Genomic DNA, 18,702 nt, shown 5'->3' on the forward strand with positions numbered 1-18,702 from the left:
TCCCCCGTCACGAAGTGACAGGGGCAAGTTTATTTGAGTGGATAAGGTATCACTTCTCAATGACGCTACTCGAAGGGCAGAACCTGACCAAAAAGTTCGGCGGTGTAGTAGCCATCGACGATGTCTCGTTTTCGGTCGAACGCGGGGAAGCCATCGGCCTCATCGGCCCGAACGGGGCCGGCAAGTCGACGCTGTTTCGGACCATCACCGGGGTCCACGAACCGACGGAGGGACGCGTCTTCTTCGACGACGAGGAGATAACCGGTGAGGCCCCACACGAGATCTGTCACCGCGGCCTCGCGAAGACACATCAGATCGTCCGACCGTTCGAGAGCATGACGCTGCTCGAGAACGTCGCCGTCGGCGCGGAGTTCGGCGGGCGGGAGTTCGACGACGTTCGCGAGCGCGCCAGGGAGATGCTGGAGTTCGTCGACCTCGCGGAGTTCCAGTACAGCGATCCCGGCGAACTGAGCGTCGGCCAGCTCAAACGCCTCGAAATCGCTCGGGTGCTGGCCACCGACCCCGAGCTCGTTCTCTTCGACGAGGTCGCCGGCGGCCTCGACCCCGAGGAGACCGAGGACATCGTCGACCTCATCGGCGACATCAAAGACGAGGGCAAGACCGTCTTCCTCATCGACCACGTGATGCGTGCGCTAATGACCGTCAGCGAACGGGTCATGGTGTTGAACAATGGCCGGCTCATCGCGGAGGGGACGCCCGACGAGATACAGAACGACGAGGGGGTCATCGAGGCGTACCTCGGTGAACACGCAAACAAGGACCTCTCGAACGCGGTCACCGGCGACTGACGACACCGACTGCCGCCCGTCACGTTCCCGGGACCGATACGCTGATACTCTTTCACACTGTGTCATCCGGTATTCAGAATGTCGGACGAATCTGGGCGTCGCGCGGCCGATATCCGCGATGTTGATCCGGCGTGGTTCTCCGTTCCGGTCGGGGTGCTCGCCGCCGGAGCTGTCCTCCGATTCGCACCGCTCGCTACCGGGGCCGCCCGGATGCTCGCTATCGCGCTCTTCTGTATCGCGCTGTGGGTAGGAGCGCCGGTCAAACCGTGGTTTACGGCTCTGGTCGGTATCGGCCTCATCGGTGTCACTTTCTCCCCCGACCTCGCGCTGACGGGGTTCCAGTCCCCGGCGACCTGGCTGGTCGTCGTGGGCATCCTCATCGGCGAGGCCGCCAGACAGAGCGGCCTCGCGGACCTCATCGAGCGAATCGCGTTACACCGGATGCCGGCGGCCGTGGCGACCGACGCCGTCGCGGCCTACCGGTATCTGCTGGTGGCCCTCTCCTTTGGCAGCCTCGCACTGGCGGTGTTGGTCCCGTCGTCGCTCGTCCGGGTCCTCATCCTCGCGCCCATCCTGCAGTCGCTCGGCGACCTGTTCGAGGAGCGGCGGGCGAAAGTCGGCATCTTCCTCGGCCCGCTGTTTGCGACGTTTTACGGGTCGTCGGGGATTCTCACGGGCTCGCTCGCCAACATCATCGTCACCGGCCTCGTCGAGTCGAGTGGCGGTCCGACTATCACGTGGACGGAGTGGACGCTGTGGCTGGGGCCCGTGATGGCCGTCGGCCGCGTCGCGCTCATCGTGGGCGTCGCGTACTTCCTGTATCGCCCGCGGGACCGGGACGGCGTGCACACTCCGGACCGGGACGGACCGCTCTCGACGACGGCGCGGGAGCGCCGGATGCTGGTCTTCCTGTTGCTCGGCGTCGCCATCTGGGCGACGGACTTCGTCCACGGCCTGCACCCGCTGTTCGGGGCCATCGTCGTGGCGCTGTTGGCGTTTGCGCCCACGGTCGGCGTGGTCGGCCCCGACGCCGTCGGCGAGGCAGACTTCTCGATTCTCTTCTTCCTCGGGGCGATATTCGCCATCGCCGAGGGGCTGCGACAGACGGCGTTTACCGATTTAGCTGCGAACCGGCTGCTGTCGACGCTCCCGGCGGACCCCTCTCTCCCGCTGGTGCTCGCCGTCGTCGTCGTGGCGTCACTGGCGCTGACGCTCGTGATGGAGGGACTTGCGGTCGCCAGCGTACTGACGCCGGTGCTGGTGTCGTTCGCCACCAGTGCCGGCATCCCCCTCGTCCCCGTGGCGATGATCGAAGCCGTCGCGTTGAACACCTACTTCTTCCCGTATCAGTCGGCGGTACTGGTGGCTATTCTGGGCCTCGACGTCGTCGACTCGATGGAGCTGACGAAGATGGCGAGCCTCTGTTCGCTCGCGACGCTTCTCCTGCTCGTCCCGATTCAGATAGGGCTGTTCGCGCTGCTGTTCTGACGGCCTAACGAACGCAGATACCCCGTCACCGCGAATAACTTCCGAACGACAGCCGGCGGCGTGGGCTATCGGTCCGGGAAGTACTTCTCGACGAGGTCGCTCCGAACGACGGTGCCGGTGTCGCTCCGCGCGAGTGACTCGCTGGTCACGGCGTATTCGCGGGGGCGTTTGAAATCCGCCAGCGACTCCGTTTCGAGGCAGTACTCGTCCAGTTGCTCGGCCGTGAGGTCGCTGTCCGTGACGACGACCGCGGTGACGACCTGCCCCCACGTTTCGTCGTCGAGACCGAACACACAGACCTCCTCGACGTCCGGGTGGCCTTCGAGGGTGTTCTCCACTTCGGCGGGGTAGACGTTCTCACCGCCGCTTACGATCATATTGTCGACTCTGTCGACGATGTAGAGGTAGCCGTCCTCGTCGACGGTCGCCACGTCTCGGGTGCGGAGCCACCCGTCGAAGTAGCTCTTCGACTCCGCTTCGGGGTTGTCGATGTACCCGTCTGACATCCCCGGCCCCCGGGCGATTATCTCGCCGCGCTCGCCGGCGTCGACTGTCGCCTCCGGGTCCGGATGCTCGTCGAGCGGCGCCGTCTCGACGACCCGGATTTCCCACGAGAACGACTCCTTCCCGATGGTGCCGGGATGGTCCTCCTGGACGCTCGGGTGGGCGAACGTGAGGTCCGGTCCGGCCTCGGTCATCCCGTAGGTGTTGTAGACCTGGTCGGTCAGGTGTTCGGTCGCGTCCGCGACGAGGTCTTCCGTGACAATCGAGCCGCCCGTTCTGATGTACTCCAGCGTGTCCACGTCGAACTCCCGCTCGCTCTGGACGGGAATGAGTGCCTTGAGCTGTGTCGGAACGGCGAGCAGACCGCTCACGTCGTGGGCCTCGATCAGCTCCAGCGCCTCGGTGGGGTCGAACGTCGTGTGGAGGACAATCGTCGCGCCGGCGACCAGATGCGGATACAGCCAGGCGTCCGTGGTCACCATGTGGTACCACGGTGTCGTACACAGCGCCGTGTCCGTCTCGTCGATGCCGTGTTCCATCACGACCTGAACGGCCCCGTGCCAGAGTTGCTCCTGGTCGAACGAGACCGCTTTGGGCATGCTGGTCGTGCCGCTCGTGTAGAGGATGCCACACTCGTTGCCGGCCGACGGGACCGGACCCGAGTCGGCGTCGGCGACGACAGTCTCGTACGATTCCACGAAGTCCCGGTCGATGTCCCGGTCGCCGGCGTGTACCGCGACTTCGAGCCCGGTCCTGTCTAACAGCTCCAGAGCCGTCTCGGCGTTGGCGTCATCGAAGAGGAGCGCACGCGCCGAGGCCGTCTCGACCATCCGCTCCAGTTCCTTGACGGGCGCGCGGGTGGATAACTGCGCGGTCCCGACACCGCGCTTGTTGTTTGCGAGCATCGACTCGACGGCCGGGAGCCCGTTCAGCGCCAGCACGGCGCACCGTCCGTCGCCGATTCTGTGACGGAGTGCGTTTGCCAGGCGCGTGCTCCGCTCATCGAGGGTCTCGTAGGTGTATGATCGCCCGGAATCCGTGATTACGGCTGTCTTATCCGGGTAGCACCGGACTGTCCGTGCGAAAGCCTCTCTGAGTTCCATGGTAGTTCTGCTATCGCCTACCAAACTTACTGCAGTATTAATAGTTCTGGTTACCCCGCTGTAACCGGACGGCGTTGCTTAAGTCGGTCTGCCCAATAGGTGGCCCATGGACGGACGCCTCGCCGGACTGGCTGCACACGTCCGGCCCGTTTTCATGCTGCCGGTCGTCGCGATATCGGTCTGTGGGGCGCTGCTGGCGCCGAGCGTGGACGGCTGGCTCCTGGCCGGGCACGCGGTAGCGGCCGGGGCCGCGCTGTTCGTTGCCCACCTGCGTGACGGGCTTGTCGACGGTCACGTCCGCGGTGAGGAACGCCCCCTGCTTTCCGCAGCCACGTACCGCCGGGCGACGGCGGCGGCGACCGTCGTCGTGCTCCTCCTTGCGGCCTCGCTGGCCGTGACGGCGAACGCGCTCGCCTCGGGGTCTATCGTCGTACTGCTCTGTCTCGCGTTGTTACACGCCCCGTATCTCGATAGGCACCCCGTCTCGGTGACCGTCGATTACCCGGTCGGGATCGCGACCGCACTCGCCGGAGGGTTCGCCACACAGACCGGGACGCTCCCCGTCGAGACCGTCGCGGCAGCAGTGAGCGTTGCCTCGCTGTTGGCCGGCATAAAGGTCGGTATCGACCGGCTCGACGCCGCGTTCGACCGTACCATCGGGAAACGCACTGTCCCCGTTATCGCGGGGGCGAGAGGCGCACAGCGGGTCGCTATCGGGAGTTTCGCAGTTACGGCGCTGGCCGTCCTGGGGTCGGTCGGGGCAGGGGTCTTCCCGCCGCTCGCTGTCGTCGCGGCCGTCGCAGCCGCCGGCTGTGCCGCGACGACGCTGTCGCTGCCACCGGGCACGGCTGTCAGGGTACAGATGGCGCTGAGCTACGTGTTCGTCAGCGCGTTGTTTCTCGGACTCTGCGGGCGGGGCTGTGCTGGGTGGACCGTAGCGAGCCAGTGGTCCCCGCTCTCAGCGATAGGCCAGGTTCAGCTCGATCTCGTCCGTGGCGGCCTGCAGCTGGTCGAAGACTCTCCCCTCACAGCGCTCCTGTGAGAGCCTGTGGGCGGGTCCGGCGATGCTCAGTGCCCCCTGTATCTCGCCCTCGAACGTCAGCGGGATGCCGATAGCGTGGATGCCTTTGAGGTCTTCACTGAGATTCAGTGCATACCCGCGCTCGCGAACCCGCTCGAGTTCGTCGAACAGGGCGTCGCGGGACGTAATCGTGTTCTCGGTCTGGGCCGGCAGCCCGTGTTCGTCGACTATCTCGTGTACCTCTCTCTCGGGCAGGTGCGCGAGGATGGCCTTCCCCCCGGAGTTGCAGTGCATGTACGCCCACTGCCCGAGGATGGTGTTGATGTCGATGTTGTTCTGCCCGCCCCGGCCGTAGACGTACATCACTCTCCCGTTCTCGTGGGTGATGAGCCACACCATCTCACCGGTCGCCCGCTCTAGCTCGTCGACCGCCTCCATCCCCGAGCGAAACATGCTCAGCTGTCCCCTGACGTACTGGCCGTAGTCGAAAAAGCCCAGCCCGAGATGGTACTTCGCACCGCGTTTCACGACGAAACCGTGCTCGCGCATGCTGGTCAGGTGGCCGTGGATGGTACTCTTCGCGACGCCGAGGTGCTCCGCCAGTTCGGTCACGCCCGCCCCATCTAGCTCCCGAAGTGTTTCGATGAGAGCGAACAGCGTCTCGTCCGATTTAATCCCCTTCCCGGTTTTCGAGGGCTGTTTCATACTACGAACAACGTATACATCATAATTAAGCATTGCTGAGTCGGTGGCAGATTGCATTCGGCTGTTCGCAGTTTTGTTCGATGATATCGAACGCTATACTGCCGTCGCTACGGGTGGAAGTCACATCCCGTCTCGTTAACTGGTGGCCCGGTTCTACCTCCCCTCTCGCCCATTAATTTACAGGTGTATGCCTGTTAATCCACTCGACCATCCTCACCGGATTTCTCTTCGGCCGGTGTCCCGCGGTACTTGGCTGCCAGCTCGACGTAGTTCCGATGTGTCTTGCCGATCTGTGCCACCTGTTCGTCACTGAGCGGACGTGTCTCGGCGGGCACTCCATAGGCCATATGGCCCGCTGGAATCCGCTGTCCCTGCCGCACGACGGCGTTTGCGGCGACGATGCAGTTCGACTCGACAGTCGCGCCGCCCATGACGGCACTGCCCATGCCGACCAGTGCGTGGTCGTGGACGTCGGCGTAGTCGACGACGGCCCCGTGGCCGACTGTCACTTCGTCACCCAGCGTCGCGCCGTGTAACATCGTAAACTCCTGCACGTTGGTCTCCGCGCCCACTGTGACCGAGCCGCCGTCGCCGCGCAGACACACGAACGGCCAGATGCTAGACCGGGGGCCGACTTCGACGTCGCCTACTGCGTACGCCATCTCCGAGACGAACGCCTCGTCCGCTATGCTGGGTGCCGCGCCGTCAAAGGCTCGTTCCATACACACCTGACGACGGTGCAGTGACTAAAATGTGACTCGCGAGTATTGCCACATTGTTCGATACCGTCGAACAAATTGGCGTGGCGTCGACGCCATCAACGCTCTCAGCGTTCCTGCTCCGCCGGCGGCAGCCGGACCTGATCCGCGACCGGGTCGTCCAGTGAGAGCTGCATCTCGAGCTCACCGGTGAGCCGTTCGATGATGTCGAACCCGATGTTACCGTACACCGTGACCGCGGCGTCGTTGCTCGCCTCCACAGTCAGCGTCAGCGATTCGTGGCCGCGGTCGGCCGCGTACGCGACGAGCTGTCGTATCAGTTCCGACCCGATGCCCCGGCCCTGTGCCTCGTCGGCGACGAAGACGATAAGGTGTGGCGCCGCCGCATCTTCCGGCGTCACACCCGTGTGACCCACAACTGTATCGCCCGTTTTGGCGACCAGACTCCACCCGTCGTCGGTGAACCGACCGAGCCACTGCCGAAGTCCGTCTTCGGTCACCGGTGGTAGCCCCATCGTCCTGTCCCCGGGGTCGAGTTCGAGGTACATCTCCACCAACGCATCCAGGTCCGCGCGCTGGTAGGGCCGAACGAGCCTCATGGTCGACTCGCGGTCGGTAAACCGCGGACACCGCGGGGGACAGTACGGGGTCCCCTCGCACTCGCTGTTGTCCCAGCCGTCACAGGACAACTCGTTTTCGTGGGCCATGTGAACACACATGAACTCTAGACAGTTAACAGGTGCCGGTAGCGCCGAACGGTGAGAACACGCAGTAATTATAAGGAGATATGGGGCGAACGTAACTTCATGGTACAACTGTTGCTGGCACTCGACGACGACTTATCACAGGCAGAGGCGCAGATTGCGGCCATCGAGGACATGGTCGAGACAGCGGAGGGCGCGGAGGCGTACATTCTACACGTCTTCGACGAGAACCCCGAGGGAGCGTCTGTCCACCAGATAGAGGCGATCAGAGAGACGAAAGACCGTCTCGAAGCCGCGGGCGTCACCGTCGAGCTCCTCGAGTCCAGCGGGGACCCGGCGGAAGAGATACTGAGACACGCCAAAGAGTACGACGTCGATCAAGTGTGTGTCGGTGGGCGAAAGCGGAGCCCGGCGGGGAAAGCGCTGTTCGGGAGCGTCACTCAGGACGTGATTCTCGGAACCAACCTCCCGGTGCTGGTCTGTGGTAGCTCGGGGGAGTAACGGTTAGCTCCGGTCCACCGCTTCTTCGAGGTTCCGGTCCAACGCCTCGACGTTCTCGCGGATCTGTCTGATCTGAGAGGTCTGTCGCTGGTTCGCCGTGGCGAGCTCGGCGACCTCGTCCGCCACCCGCTTTACGCCTTCGACGGTACTGTCCAGTGTGGCAGTTATCTCCTCCGCACTGGTCGCCTGATCGTCGGTCGCGTCGGCTATCTGGTCTAACTGCGTCGAGATGTCCGCGATTGCGTCCTGTATCTGCTGTTGGTTCTCGTTCACCGCCCGTATCTCCGTCTCGATTTCCCCGACCCGCTGTGTCGTCTCTTCGACGCTGGTGACGGTCTCGGTCGCTATCGTCGAGATGGCGTCTATCATCCCCTCGATACGGTCGGCCTCTACCTGGGATTCAGCCGCTAAACTCTTGACTTCGTCCGCGACCACGGCGAAACCCTCGCCGGCCTCGCCGGCACGAGCCGCTTCGATGGAGGCGTTCAGCGCGAGCATGTTTATCTGCTCGGCCAAGTCGTCGATAGTCGCCACCACGTCGTCTATCTCGGCTATCTGGTCGGCCAGCTCCGTCGCATCGGTCGCCATCTGTTCGCTCGCTTCCGTGACGGTTTCGACCGTCTCCAGCAAGTCCTGCGTGGCGGCCTCGGAGTCTTCGGCCAGCGTCTCGGTCGCGTCACTCTGTGTACTGATGGTATCGACGCTCGACGCGACTTCCTCGGTCGTCGCGCTCAGCGTCTGTATCTCCCCGTCGATGCGTTCGATGCTGTCGGCCTCTTTCTCCGCGATGTCCGCTATCTCCTCCGCGTTCTCGGTCACCTGAGTGGCCGCGGACTCGAGGTCGCCGACGGACGCGTCTATGTCTTTCTGGACTCGTTCCTGTACCGCCTGCATCGACTCGCGCTGTTCGACCAGGTCAGTGACCCGACTGACGTACTCGAAACAGCCGACGATGTCCCCATCGGGGGACACCAGCGGGACGCCGGTCGCGCGGACGTGCCAGTCGGTTCCGTCGTCGTGAGAGCCCGACCTGACTGCCGTCTCCCTGATGGCCTCACCCGTCCGGACCACTTCTTCGGCGAGCGTCTCAGTCACGTCTTCGGTCCCCACTACCTCGTGTGCCGGTCGGTTCAGCGCGTCCTCGGCGGGGGTGCCGATGAACTCCTCTTGCTCTTCGTTCCAGTGTGTCAGGCGCCCGTCGCCGTCGACGACGATGACCGGCTCGGGGAACAACGCGACCATCTGGTCGAAGAGGCTCCGCCAGTGGTCGCGCTGGGCGCGCAGGCGTTCGGTCTCCTCGGAGTCCTCCGACACGTCGGCCGCTACTGTCGCGTCATCCGGGCGAGATGTGGACATGTACCAGACAATTCTGCTTCCGCATGATAAGATATTCCATACCGGAAGCTGTTACACCTCACTCGCTGCTGTCCGCTCGTCGCTGGACCAGCGCGGTCGCCTCGTAGGAGACGACCAGGTCGTCGTCCTGGTTCAGTCCCTCGTGGCCAGTCGTCACGATGCCCCGGTTCGGGTTACTTTCGGAGGGGCGTTTGTCGAGTATCTCGGTGCGGAGCCGTAGCTCGTCGCCCGGGCGGAGCGGGCGGTGCCACCGGAGCTCGTCGACGCCGAGACCGGCCTGCGTCGCCGTGTCTTCGTTACTCTGGACGTGGAGGCGCATACAGATGGCGGCTGTCTGCCACCCCGACGCGACCAGTCCGCCGAAGACGGAGCTCTTGGCCGCTTCCTCGTCCGTATGGAACGGTTGTGGGTCGTACTTTTCGCCGAACTCGGTAATCTCCTCCTTGGAGATGCGATACCCGTCCGAAGTCTGCCTATCCCCGACCGAGATGTCCTCGTAGAAGCGCATGCGTACCCGGATGCGACGAGTGAATAAAAAACCGACGCGAACGCCGCCGACGCTGGCCGAGCATCCGCTGAGCGGGCGTCTCGCTGCCCGATAGCTAACAGTCGAAAATTATATTCAAGCATCGGGGAAAGTGAGTGTATGAGTCTCACAGACCTGTTCGATCCTGACAGCATCGCTGTCATCGGCGCGTCGAAGACATCGGGCAAGCTCGGCAACGACGCGATGGCGAACGCGAAGGAGTTCGACGGCCCCGTATACCCGGTGAACCCGTCAGGGGAGGGGGCGGTGTACGGCTACGATTTCGTCGCCTCCGTCGGTGACACCGACGCCGACCTCGCGCTCTGCTGTGTGCCCGGCCCGGCGACCCCGGACGTCATCGAGGAGTGCGGTGAGGCCGGCGTCGGGGCCGCCGTCGTCTTCGCTGGCGGGTTCGCCGAAGCCGGCGAGCGTGGCAGCGAGCTGCAAGGCGAGATACGCTCTCTCGCTGACGACTACGATATGTCCATCCTCGGCCCGAACACGGCCGGGCACATCATCCCGCACCGGGACCTGTTCAGTTCCTTCGTTCCGGGCTTCGACGAAATCGAGTCCGGCGATGTCGCGATAGCGGCACAGAGCGGCGGGGTCGGGGTGACGGCCACGTTCCAGCTGGACCGCGAGGGGTACGGAACCGCCGGGATGTACGGCCTCGGGAACCGCGTGAACACGGATTTCGACGACGTGGTGCCGATGCTCGACGACGACCCCGAGACGGACGCCATAGCGCTCCATATCGAGGGGACCGATGAAATCGACGGTGCTATCGAAGCGGTCGACGAAGCGAGTACGCCCGTCGTCGCCCTCAAATCGGGCAACCAGATGGCGGAGTTCGTCCAGGCCCACACGGCGGCACCGATACAGGAGTACGAGCGGTACGAGGAGGCGTTCACGGACGCGGGCGCCGTCATGGCGGACTCGATGACCGAACTCCTAGACGGGGGCCGTGTCCTCGCACAGTGTCCGCAGGCGGACGGCCCGAACGTCGGACTCGTCACCGCACAGGCCGGGCCGGGAATCATGATGGCCGACTATCTCGACGAACGCGGCGTGAACTTCCCCGAACTGACCGCGGAGACCCGGGAGCGTCTCGACGATATCCTGCTCGGGTTCACCTACGACCGCAACCCCGTCGATACGGGCCGGCCGATGCCGGAGTTCGGTGACGTCATCGACGCGGTTGGGCGCGACGACAACGTGGATATCGTCCTCGTCTACGAGATATTCGAGCACTCCCTTGGGTATCCCGTCGAGGAGCTCGAACGGCTCGTGGCCGACATCGACAAACCCGTCGTCTTCACCGTCGCCGGGCCGGACGAGGCCCTGGCCGACGACCGGGAACGGATGGAAGACCTCGGCGTGGCGACGTTCGACACCCCCGAACGCGGCGCCTACGCCGCGTCCGTTCTCGCCGAAACGTCGCGGTGAGCGCCTGACTGGTCACGAGCGTAGCTACTGTCGCTTTTCGAACCGCCGTCAGGTCCGCTTCCCTGGCGCTGTCGCCGAATGGTGAAGCCAACTATCAGAAAAGTTTAGGTAGTATCAGTCGAGACATATTGTATGGTACGAGCAAGCAACCTGGCAGAAGCGGCTGCCGAAGCCGAAGACCTTCCGGAGCCACGTGACATCGTCGGCGAAAACGAGGAGATTCCCATCGAGGAGATATTCGACGAGGCGTTCATGCAGGCTAACACCGACTTCGAGACCTTCGACGAGATGGTCGCGGCCAGCCCGTCGGAGGCCGAGTCGGCCGCAACTCTCGAACTAGTGCCTGATGGCAGCTGGGACAGCTTCGTCGAGGAGACCACGACGTTCGCAGACGAAGAGGAGATGGTGTTTGCCGCCCGCGACCACTGGGTCGAGACCCAGCTTGGGCTGTAAGCACGACGCTGGTGTTGCTCGCACCCTGTCGAACAGCGACGCAGATATTCGGACTTAGAGCTTCTTAGCGGCAGGAATTCGCGTCTTAACCACAATAATTATGACGGTCCTGTCGTAAGGGACATGTGAACACGATGAGTACCACTGATACAGAGCAACCAGTGTTGATCGCTGGCGCGGGGCCGGTCGGGATGACCACGGCTCTCGCACTGCACGCACGTGGTGTGCCCGCGACAATCCTCGAAGCGGAGTCCGAAGACCGGGACCGCTCCGGCAGCCGAGCTATCTACGTCCACGGCACCACGCTCCACACACTCGAACGGGTCCATCCGGGCCTCGGTGAGAACCTCGTCGAGGAGGGCCTCGTCTGGCCGACCCGACGGACCTGCTGGCGGGGCAAGGAAGTGTTCAAGCGGACGTACGACAACCCCGGCGGCGACGGGAAGTTCCCGCACTTCACCAGCGTCCCGCAGGTCCGCACCGAGGACTTCATGCACGAGGCCATCGACGAGGCTGGCATCGACATCCACTGGGACTGCGCTGTCGAGTCGGTCGAGTCCAGCGCAGACGGCGTCCACGTCGAGACATCCGACGGCCGTGAGTGGGAGACGCCCTATCTCGTCGGCGCGGACGGCGGCGGTTCGACGGTCCGAAAGGAGATCGGTGCCGAGTTCGAGGGCGACCAATCCGAGAACTCGTTTATCATCGCCGACGTCGAGGAGCTCGAAGACGAGGACGAGCAGTGGCCCCTCGAACGGCTGTTCCACTACGACGCCCCGGAAGTCGGCGGCCGAAACGTCATGCTGGTCCCGTTTACCGGCGGCTGGCGGCTCGACATCCAGTGCCTCGAGGACGACGACCCCGAGGAGCTGGTCACCGACGAGAAGATGCGCGAATTCGTCGCCGCAGTGATGGGCGAGGAGTACGTCGACGGGCTCCACTGGGTGTCCAGTTACAAGTTCCTGCAGGTCATGGCGGACACGTTTATCGACGACGAGAGGCGGGTTCTCCTCGCCGGCGAAGCCGCACACCTGCTGGCGCCCTTCGGCGCTCGTGGGATGAACTCCGGGGTCGCCGACGCCGACGAAGCCGCCTCCGCAGTCGCCACGGCGTACAACTCCCAGAACGACGCTGTCGCCCGCGACGAGGTCGAACTGTACGCGGCACGGCGGGAGAAGGCCGCCGAATACAACCTGAACGCGGCCGGACAGGCCCTGGAGTACCTCCAGGGAGACAACCCGGCGACGGTGCTCCGGAAGGAAGCCGCGGCGTCCCTGGCCGACTACTTCGAGCCGGCCGGCGAGTACCTCGACGACGCGCCGTACGGCCCCCACGACGCCCCGCCGATCGTCTCGACCGGGAACTACTGAACGGTGACTGTCACCGGCGACAGGTAGCGCAACGCCATGCGCTTCCGGACCAATTTCGTGAACGCGACCCGATAGCTGCGCTGTATTTTTCGTGTTCCCGGCCGGCCCGGAGCCAGTGATATCGGAACCCGGCCTAACTACCGGAGTCGTTCAACGGGCGCATCCCGGTATTCGTTTGGACAATCCCGGCCGCCACTTCCAGATACTCGTCGTTAGGATATTTGTTCCCACAATCATATCAGAACACAGTTATACTGACGAACACCTCGAACTCCAGAGGTGAAATCAGACTCGGTGAAGTCAACTTCACGGCCCGGTCTGTCGCTATGGACGGGGACCGGGCCAGGAGTCGGTCTTTGGTTTGCGTGGCCGTGTCTATTTTCCCTTCTCAGACATTTTCTCGTCCTCGATGTTCTGATATTTCGCCTCTAGCGGCCCCAGAAACACGAACAGCGCCGTTTCGAGGGCGTACCAGATATTCCGATAGGGCTAAACCGGACCGGTTACCTCCCGCTCGTTCTCGCAGAGTCAGGTATACTTTCGTGGCGGTGCTAGCTGGCGATGCAAGGTGAGGTAAACGTGATTTCAGCTGTCCACAGTCGGAATCACATGCCTCAGCGGTATCGCGACCGGACAGGCCTGGATTTTGTGGAGCACGAGCGGACACCCAAGTGGCGAAGCTTGATATTCAGAAGTGCGTGTCGTATTTTCACTTTCACAGACTATCTGGAGTCTTGATAACTTTGCTGTCAAAAATCCTCTCTGGCATTACTTCGGGTACGGACAGGAGCGCGGGACTGTGCTGGCGTGGGCCAGTCTGGCCGGTCATGTGCCAGCTGTACGGTGATTGTGGGCCAGCCGGACGGCTTGTCGCAGGTCAGTGTCGTGGGCGAAGTCAATGGAAGTAGGACACTCGAAGTCGTAGTGAACCGCTAATACACGGCTCAATTCAATCTGATATCCGGGGTGCCGTGGCTGTTACGTAGTGAGGCCTGAGCGATCAGATTAGCGGCAGCAGGACAAAGCGAACAGCCCAGAGGGTCCCCATGCCCGCCCCAATCGTCATGAAGACGTTCTCTGTTCGCCAGGCGACACCGCCTGCGATGCCTCCCGCGATGAGTTTATCGACAGCGATGCCACCAGTCCCCGGCTCTAGCGTGATGAACGATGGCAGAACGAGCGCGGCTAACACAGCGGCTGGAACAAATCGGAGTGTGCGCGTAATCTCGGGCGGGATCTCGTCGAGATATCCAAAGAGCCCGATGAACGATACCCTGATCAGGAAGGTGAGTACACCGATGACAACGATGAGGCCCCAGATGGCGGGGGCAGCATAACTAGTTGCCATTCGACGCCCCCTCCATGGCGACCTCTGTGAGACGCCCCGCCACAATACCGGCTGTGGCACCGACGAGCAAGCCCAGGTCGAGCGGCAACCCGGCAGTCCCAACGGCGGTGATACCACCGAGTATGCCGGCGACGGTCGTGGGGCTGTCCTCCATCGCCGGGACCAACAGGGCCAGAAAGACCAACGGGACAGCGAACTCGAGGCCGAGTGATTCGGGAACATTCGTCCCGAGGACGACGCCGGCAACAGTGGTCAGCTGCCAGACGGCCCACAGCGTGGCTGCCACACCGAAATAATAGGCGACAGAGTGGGCCGAATCCTCACTCCGGTAGCGGGCAATAGTGAGCGCGTACGCTTGATCCGTTAGAAGGTATGCGACTGTCGCCTTCAGTCGATTCGATATATCCTGGAAATAGGGCGCAACAGACGCCGAGTACATCAGCATGCGGAGGTTGATGACGACAGCGGTGACGACAACAATCGCAAGCGGAGCGTCGCGACCGATGAGATCCAGCGCAGCGAGCTGTGCCGCCCCGGCAAACACGATAGTAGACAGTCCCACGGCCTCCGCAAGTCCGAGGCCCGCGTTCACAGTGGCGAGGCCAGCGACGAACCCGAACGGGATGACTCCCAGTAGCAGAGGGAGGACATCTCTGACCCCCTGACGGAACTCTGAACGGTCCATATATTGTCGTTGTCGTCCCCCCGTTTACGCGTAATCATCCGGACCGCCACACACCCCGATGCCACAGCAGGGGCGTACGAGAGCAGGCATCCATTGTTGCTAAGCTATCCAAATCGGTGTTGCTCACAGTCGGTGTTTGATTCGGATTTGTCACGGTACAGTGTGGTAGGTGTCTGTATTAGGTATGTTATATTACATACTATAATTCTAACTTTTCTCAGTTAGTATTTCTAACCTAATACTATTGAGGTGACTTGAATTCTGATCATATTGAAGTTTAATTTCCCAAGACGCTGTTCAATACGTACCGATTTCCGCGCCGGACTATCCGAAATCTGAGCTCAGGTCGGTACAGGGGAGCTTGGAGGTGTTTACGCCCTCAACGAGAAAGACAGCGTCTCGATATCATATTTTGGCCGCAGTTCTTTGAGGAATATTTATGAGAACGAGTTTTTGTTCGAAACCAGCCGTATAAGGATTCTATCCACCCTCAGATTCACGGGAGCGTCCAGACGGAATAGCTGGTCTTGGTTCGACTCCCGGTTCCCTGAACCCTAATCTAATTCGAAGTTTCGGCGCTAATCGACTGTCAACCGGCCCTCTCAACCTAATCAAGGACAGCTTTTCGGAAGCGTTGTACAGACTAATTATCGAAAAAACATATTATACTCAATATTGATAAATCTGCCATGTGTATCTGAACGCCGAGCTTCATCGTTCTCGTGGGTGGCCGCGCGCTCCACAAAATGAAATCTGCGTCGTATCTCACTCCGAGAGATTTCTTGGATTAGATGTCACGCCAACTGTGCTCGGGGGTCCAGTCGAGCATCGTCTCGGCTTTCGAGATATCGAACAGCGTCTCGTATTCGTCGGCGTCGTCTCGAACTTCCACGCCCGGGAAGAACTCCGCGGTTACATCGTGCGTCGGAACTGCGGCGGTCGTATCCCCGGCGACCGCCCAAAACGATTCGTGTCCATCGTAGGTGGCTTCGATTGCCTTCCGTGCGATAGTGCAAGCGTCGTCGATGTGGATGTACGAGAACAGGACGTCCCGACCCGTCCATGGGTCGTCGTTCCGAAGTGTCTCCATGGACCGGTCGGATTCTACGAAGCTCGCAACGATTTCCTCCTCGTTGGGAACCCACGGGTACCGCAGAGTCGAAATCGTCAGCTCGCTTTCCGGTCGCCGACCGAACCCGTCAGCGGTGACTTCCATCGCGTGCTTCGCGATGCCGTAAATGTCGTCAGGCGTCCGCGGATGGTCCTCGTCGACTGGGAGATACGCTACCTGCGGCGGGCGTGTCTGATGTTCCGCCCCCATGACGTTGATACTCGAAGCGAGGCAACACGACTCCAGACCGAGCGACTCACTCGCCTCCAGCACGTGAGCTGCTGACATGGTATTGCTCTGGTACGTCCGGTAGCGCGGATTACTGTACGGGTCGGGAATCGTTCCCATGTGGATGATCGCGTCGGCGTTCGCCTTCGACAACGCGCCATACGTCTCACCGGCGTCAAGGAGGTCGGTCGTGATGTACGTGTCCGAGATGTCCTCACGACGTTTTCCCCGAGCGATGTTTGCTGTTTCGTACCCGGATTCTTTCAGATGGGCGAGGATTTCTTGCCCGATTTTGCCGTTACCGCCGGTTACCGCGACTGTCGAAATCGACATCGTACACAGTTTACCAAACCAGGGTAATAAAGCCTATCTCCCAGAGCGGTTCGCAGAAATATACAGGGCGACAAACACTTGATAGATGCCGAGTTGAGCTAGAGTTATCACCCGAGTCGACAAACTATATAAGCCAGTCACATGAGAGTCGACTATGGTAGAACTATCACTAGTGTTGCCTCCGGAGCCGGACAATCGATGGCAACTCGCCAAACAGATGGGGGTAACCAGTGCAGTCGTCCACCCACTGGAAATCGGCGATGGCACACAGTTCTGGACGTACGACGAGCTGCTCGGACTCCACCAGTGGTTTACCGACGCCGGAATCGACATCGCTGTCATGGAGGGGAGCGTTCCGCTCACGGACAAGACGAGGCTCGGGCTCGACGGCCGTGACGAGGAGATAGAGTCGTTCCAGCAGTTCCTCCGCGACTGTGGTGAACTCGATATCCCCGTCGTCTGTTACGACTGGATGGCGGGCATTCGATGGGCACGAACGAAGGCACACGTCGATTCTCGCGGCGGATCATACGCTACCGCGTTCGACAACGAACAGATGGGTGGTGGTCCGACTCACCCAGCCACGTCGGTTTCGGCGGACGAGCTCTGGGAGAACCTCGAATACTTCCTCGAACGAGTCGTTCCCGTCGCCGAAGAGGCGGGCGTCAAACTCGGACTCCACCCCGACGACCCGCCCCGAGCGGACGTTCGCGGAGTCCCGCGCATCATCAACAGCGTGGAAGCGTACGACCGAGTGCTCGACATCTACGACAGTGTCCACAACGGCGTCACGTTCTGCCAGGGGAACTTTGCGGCGATGGGCGTCGATATTCCCGAAACAATCCACCACTTCGGCGACCGAATCAACTTCGTCCACTTCCGCGATGTCGATGGGGACGCGGACGCGTTCGTCGAGACGTGGCACGACGACGGCCCGACGGATATGTTGGCTGCGATGCAGGCGTATCGGGATATCGGCTTCGACGGTCCGATGCGACCGGACCACGTCCCGACGATGGCCGGCGAGTCGAACGATAACCCCGGCTACCACACCAAGGGGCGGCTGTTCGCCATCGGCTACATGAAGGGGCTCCTCGAACAGACGGATGAGTGAGGCACCAGTAACGCGGCTCGTCGATTGTCACTGTCACACCGGCGAGGGACCGCTGTGGCATCCGGACGAAGCGCGACTCTACTGGGTCGACATTCCGCGAGGAATCCTCCATCGGTACGACCCGGCGACCGACGAACACGAGCAGTGTTACGAGACTGCAGTGATTGGGGGGTTTACCATCCAAGCCGACGGCTCACTGCTCCTCTTCGAGGGGTCTGGACGCGTCGAACGGTGGCGAGACGGCCGAACGGAGGTCGTCGTCGACGACATCCCCGAGGAGCGTGACTCACGGTTCAACGACGTCGTAGCAGACCCCCAGGGGCGAGTCTTCTGCGGCACGATGCCGACCGAAAACCGACTCGGACGACTGTACCGTCTCGACCCGGACGGGACTCTCACGCAGGTACTGAGGGGCCTCGACATCCCGAACGGGATGGGATTCAGCCCCGGGCGCGAGCGGTTCTACGTGACAGAGTCCGTTCCGGGGAAAATCTACGTCTTCGATTACGACGAGTCGACCGGGCGGATATCGAACAGAGAGGTGTTTCTCGATCTTTCCGAGGAGGAGGGCGTTCCCGACGGGCTTACGGTCGACGCGGACGGCTACGTCTGGTCCGCCAGGTGGGACGGGGGTAGCCTCGTCAGATACGGACACAGTGGAGTCGAAGACCGGCGCGTCGAGTTCCCGGCTCGGAAAGTATCGAGTGTCACGTTCGGCGGTCGAGATTTCTCACGTGGGTTCGTCACGACTGCACTGGGTCCAGGCGACCAGCCGGCCGGCGCCAGGGAGTCAGAGGGCGACGGTGCGGGAGCGGTCTTCGAGTTTCAGCCGGAGGTCGGCGGCCTTTCGCCGTATCGCTCACAGATACTCCTGTAACGGCTTCAGGCGGTAAAATCGGGTTAGAAACCTAGCTGACGCGGAAAACAGGTGACGGGGAGTAGAAATACGACAGCTCGAAGAGACTCAGATTGGCCGCGTCTCACACTTGAACTCGTCTATTGTCAATTCGGTGTATCCTGATATACAGCTCAGTCTGTGATACCGTTCGAAAGGAAATAGCTCGGATATCTACGTGAAGTCGCCGGTGATGGGGCAATCCCCAGCGAGATTAGGGCCCCGATAGCCGCTATTCCGTTATACGGAACGAATTTTTCCACGAGCCATAGGATTACAGTCG

The 18,702-nt window shown here is 62.0% G+C and carries 18 protein-coding genes; 9 read left to right on the forward strand and 9 right to left on the reverse strand.

The genetic code is table 11. The features are described 5' to 3' along the window. Positions 1-59: 59 nt before the first annotated feature. A complete protein-coding gene (locus NJQ98_RS07425) occupies positions 60-809 on the forward strand; it encodes an ABC transporter ATP-binding protein (RefSeq protein ID WP_262177482.1) in 750 nt (249 codons plus the stop codon). A gap of 78 nt (positions 810-887) precedes the next feature. Next, on the forward strand, positions 888-2,297 hold the full coding sequence (locus NJQ98_RS07430; protein WP_262177484.1) for an SLC13 family permease: 1,410 nt from the start codon (positions 888-890) through the stop codon (positions 2,295-2,297). Between the two features lie 65 nt (positions 2,298-2,362). Here NJQ98_RS07430 and NJQ98_RS07435 read toward each other — a convergent pair whose 3' ends face one another. Then, positions 2,363-3,904, reverse strand: a complete 1,542-nt coding sequence (locus tag NJQ98_RS07435) for a class I adenylate-forming enzyme family protein (RefSeq protein WP_262177485.1) — start codon at positions 3,902-3,904, stop codon at positions 2,363-2,365. 106 nt (positions 3,905-4,010) lie between these two features. Between NJQ98_RS07435 and NJQ98_RS07440 the strand changes: the two genes are divergently transcribed. Continuing rightward, a complete protein-coding gene (locus NJQ98_RS07440; RefSeq protein WP_262177487.1) occupies positions 4,011-4,946 on the forward strand; it encodes a UbiA family prenyltransferase in 936 nt (311 codons plus the stop codon). Here NJQ98_RS07440 and NJQ98_RS07445 read toward each other — a convergent pair. The 3 genes from NJQ98_RS07445 to NJQ98_RS07455 form a co-directional block, all read right to left on the reverse strand. After that, positions 4,863-5,630 carry an IclR family transcriptional regulator gene (locus NJQ98_RS07445; protein WP_262177489.1) on the reverse strand — a complete coding sequence of 256 codons (768 nt, stop codon included), beginning with the start codon at positions 5,628-5,630 and terminating at the stop codon, positions 4,863-4,865. The two genes, NJQ98_RS07440 and NJQ98_RS07445, sit on opposite strands and share 84 nt — an antisense overlap. Positions 5,631-5,824: 194 nt before the next feature. Then, on the reverse strand, positions 5,825-6,352 hold the full coding sequence (locus NJQ98_RS07450) for a gamma carbonic anhydrase family protein (protein ID WP_262177490.1): 528 nt from the start codon (positions 6,350-6,352) through the stop codon (positions 5,825-5,827). 104 nt (positions 6,353-6,456) lie between these two features. Next, entirely contained in the window at positions 6,457-7,056 is a 600-nt protein-coding gene (locus NJQ98_RS07455; protein WP_262177492.1) for a GNAT family N-acetyltransferase, read from the reverse strand. 99 nt (positions 7,057-7,155) lie between these two features. On the opposite strand from NJQ98_RS07455, the gene NJQ98_RS07460 reads away from it, so the two are divergent. Continuing rightward, on the forward strand, positions 7,156-7,554 hold the full coding sequence (locus NJQ98_RS07460) for a universal stress protein (protein WP_262177494.1): 399 nt from the start codon (positions 7,156-7,158) through the stop codon (positions 7,552-7,554). A 3-nt stretch (positions 7,555-7,557) separates the two neighbouring features. On the opposite strand, the gene NJQ98_RS07465 is transcribed toward NJQ98_RS07460, so the two are convergent. Both NJQ98_RS07465 and NJQ98_RS07470 read right to left on the reverse strand, forming a co-directional pair. Further along, entirely contained in the window at positions 7,558-8,910 is a 1,353-nt protein-coding gene (locus tag NJQ98_RS07465) for a methyl-accepting chemotaxis protein (RefSeq protein ID WP_262177495.1), read from the reverse strand. A 58-nt stretch (positions 8,911-8,968) separates the two neighbouring features. Beyond that, on the reverse strand, positions 8,969-9,418 hold the full coding sequence (locus NJQ98_RS07470) for a MaoC family dehydratase (RefSeq protein WP_262177497.1): 450 nt from the start codon (positions 9,416-9,418) through the stop codon (positions 8,969-8,971). Between the two features lie 138 nt (positions 9,419-9,556). Between NJQ98_RS07470 and NJQ98_RS07475 the strand changes: the two genes are divergently transcribed. From NJQ98_RS07475 to NJQ98_RS07485, 3 genes are all read left to right on the forward strand, one after another. Next, entirely contained in the window at positions 9,557-10,882 is a 1,326-nt protein-coding gene (locus NJQ98_RS07475) for a CoA-binding protein (protein ID WP_262177498.1), read from the forward strand. Between the two features lie 132 nt (positions 10,883-11,014). Continuing rightward, positions 11,015-11,335: a hypothetical protein gene (locus NJQ98_RS07480; RefSeq protein WP_262177499.1), complete on the forward strand. Its 321-nt coding sequence runs from the start codon at positions 11,015-11,017 to the stop codon at positions 11,333-11,335. A gap of 134 nt (positions 11,336-11,469) precedes the next feature. Beyond that, positions 11,470-12,705 (forward strand): FAD-dependent monooxygenase, encoded by a 1,236-nt coding sequence (locus NJQ98_RS07485; protein WP_262177500.1) that lies wholly within the window; start codon positions 11,470-11,472, stop codon positions 12,703-12,705. A gap of 1,000 nt (positions 12,706-13,705) precedes the next feature. On the opposite strand, the gene NJQ98_RS07490 is transcribed toward NJQ98_RS07485, so the two are convergent. From NJQ98_RS07490 to NJQ98_RS07500, 3 genes are all read right to left on the reverse strand, one after another. Then, positions 13,706-14,053, reverse strand: coding sequence for an AzlD domain-containing protein (locus tag NJQ98_RS07490; protein ID WP_262177502.1), 348 nt, complete (start codon positions 14,051-14,053; stop codon positions 13,706-13,708). Continuing rightward, positions 14,043-14,738 (reverse strand): AzlC family ABC transporter permease, encoded by a 696-nt coding sequence (locus NJQ98_RS07495; protein WP_262177503.1) that lies wholly within the window; start codon positions 14,736-14,738, stop codon positions 14,043-14,045. Before NJQ98_RS07495 ends, NJQ98_RS07490 begins: the two co-directional genes overlap by 11 nt. 787 nt (positions 14,739-15,525) lie before the next feature. Beyond that, positions 15,526-16,410: an NAD-dependent epimerase/dehydratase family protein gene (locus NJQ98_RS07500; RefSeq protein ID WP_262177505.1), complete on the reverse strand. Its 885-nt coding sequence runs from the start codon at positions 16,408-16,410 to the stop codon at positions 15,526-15,528. A 154-nt stretch (positions 16,411-16,564) separates the two neighbouring features. Between NJQ98_RS07500 and NJQ98_RS07505 the strand changes: the two genes are divergently transcribed. After that, complete coding sequence (locus NJQ98_RS07505; protein WP_262177507.1) at positions 16,565-17,524, forward strand: mannonate dehydratase; 960 nt, start codon at positions 16,565-16,567, stop codon at positions 17,522-17,524. Next, positions 17,517-18,401 (forward strand): SMP-30/gluconolactonase/LRE family protein, encoded by an 885-nt coding sequence (locus NJQ98_RS07510; protein ID WP_262177509.1) that lies wholly within the window; start codon positions 17,517-17,519, stop codon positions 18,399-18,401. Before NJQ98_RS07505 ends, NJQ98_RS07510 begins: the two co-directional genes overlap by 8 nt. The last annotated feature ends 301 nt before the right edge of the window (positions 18,402-18,702 follow it).

The organism is Haloarcula laminariae, from assembly GCF_025457605.1.
GTDB classification, from domain to species: Archaea; Halobacteriota; Halobacteria; order Halobacteriales; family Haloarculaceae; genus Haloarcula; species Haloarcula laminariae.

Bases quoted from the DNA above. Each gene is read 5' to 3' on its own strand.
- NJQ98_RS07510 (WP_262177509.1), top strand. From the start codon at position 17,517: ATGAGTGAGGCACCAGTAACGCGGCTCGTCGATTGTCACTGTCACACC.
- NJQ98_RS07480 (WP_262177499.1), top strand. From the start codon at position 11,015: ATGGTACGAGCAAGCAACCTGGCAGAAGCGGCTGCCGAAGCCGAAGAC.
- NJQ98_RS07490 (WP_262177502.1), bottom strand. From the start codon at position 14,053: ATGGCAACTAGTTATGCTGCCCCCGCCATCTGGGGCCTCATCGTTGTC.
- NJQ98_RS07450 (WP_262177490.1), bottom strand. From the start codon at position 6,352: ATGGAACGAGCCTTTGACGGCGCGGCACCCAGCATAGCGGACGAGGCG.
- NJQ98_RS07485 (WP_262177500.1), top strand. From the start codon at position 11,470: ATGAGTACCACTGATACAGAGCAACCAGTGTTGATCGCTGGCGCGGGG.
- NJQ98_RS07500 (WP_262177505.1), bottom strand. From the start codon at position 16,410: ATGTCGATTTCGACAGTCGCGGTAACCGGCGGTAACGGCAAAATCGGG.
- NJQ98_RS07435 (WP_262177485.1), bottom strand. From the start codon at position 3,904: ATGGAACTCAGAGAGGCTTTCGCACGGACAGTCCGGTGCTACCCGGAT.
- NJQ98_RS07465 (WP_262177495.1), bottom strand. From the start codon at position 8,910: ATGTCCACATCTCGCCCGGATGACGCGACAGTAGCGGCCGACGTGTCG.
- NJQ98_RS07460 (WP_262177494.1), top strand. From the start codon at position 7,156: ATGGTACAACTGTTGCTGGCACTCGACGACGACTTATCACAGGCAGAG.
- NJQ98_RS07470 (WP_262177497.1), bottom strand. From the start codon at position 9,418: ATGCGCTTCTACGAGGACATCTCGGTCGGGGATAGGCAGACTTCGGAC.
- NJQ98_RS07455 (WP_262177492.1), bottom strand. From the start codon at position 7,056: ATGGCCCACGAAAACGAGTTGTCCTGTGACGGCTGGGACAACAGCGAG.
- NJQ98_RS07445 (WP_262177489.1), bottom strand. From the start codon at position 5,630: ATGAAACAGCCCTCGAAAACCGGGAAGGGGATTAAATCGGACGAGACG.
- NJQ98_RS07430 (WP_262177484.1), top strand. From the start codon at position 888: ATGTCGGACGAATCTGGGCGTCGCGCGGCCGATATCCGCGATGTTGAT.
- NJQ98_RS07475 (WP_262177498.1), top strand. From the start codon at position 9,557: ATGAGTCTCACAGACCTGTTCGATCCTGACAGCATCGCTGTCATCGGC.
- NJQ98_RS07505 (WP_262177507.1), top strand. From the start codon at position 16,565: ATGGTAGAACTATCACTAGTGTTGCCTCCGGAGCCGGACAATCGATGG.
- NJQ98_RS07495 (WP_262177503.1), bottom strand. From the start codon at position 14,738: ATGGACCGTTCAGAGTTCCGTCAGGGGGTCAGAGATGTCCTCCCTCTG.
- NJQ98_RS07440 (WP_262177487.1), top strand. From the start codon at position 4,011: ATGGACGGACGCCTCGCCGGACTGGCTGCACACGTCCGGCCCGTTTTC.
- NJQ98_RS07425 (WP_262177482.1), top strand. From the start codon at position 60: ATGACGCTACTCGAAGGGCAGAACCTGACCAAAAAGTTCGGCGGTGTA.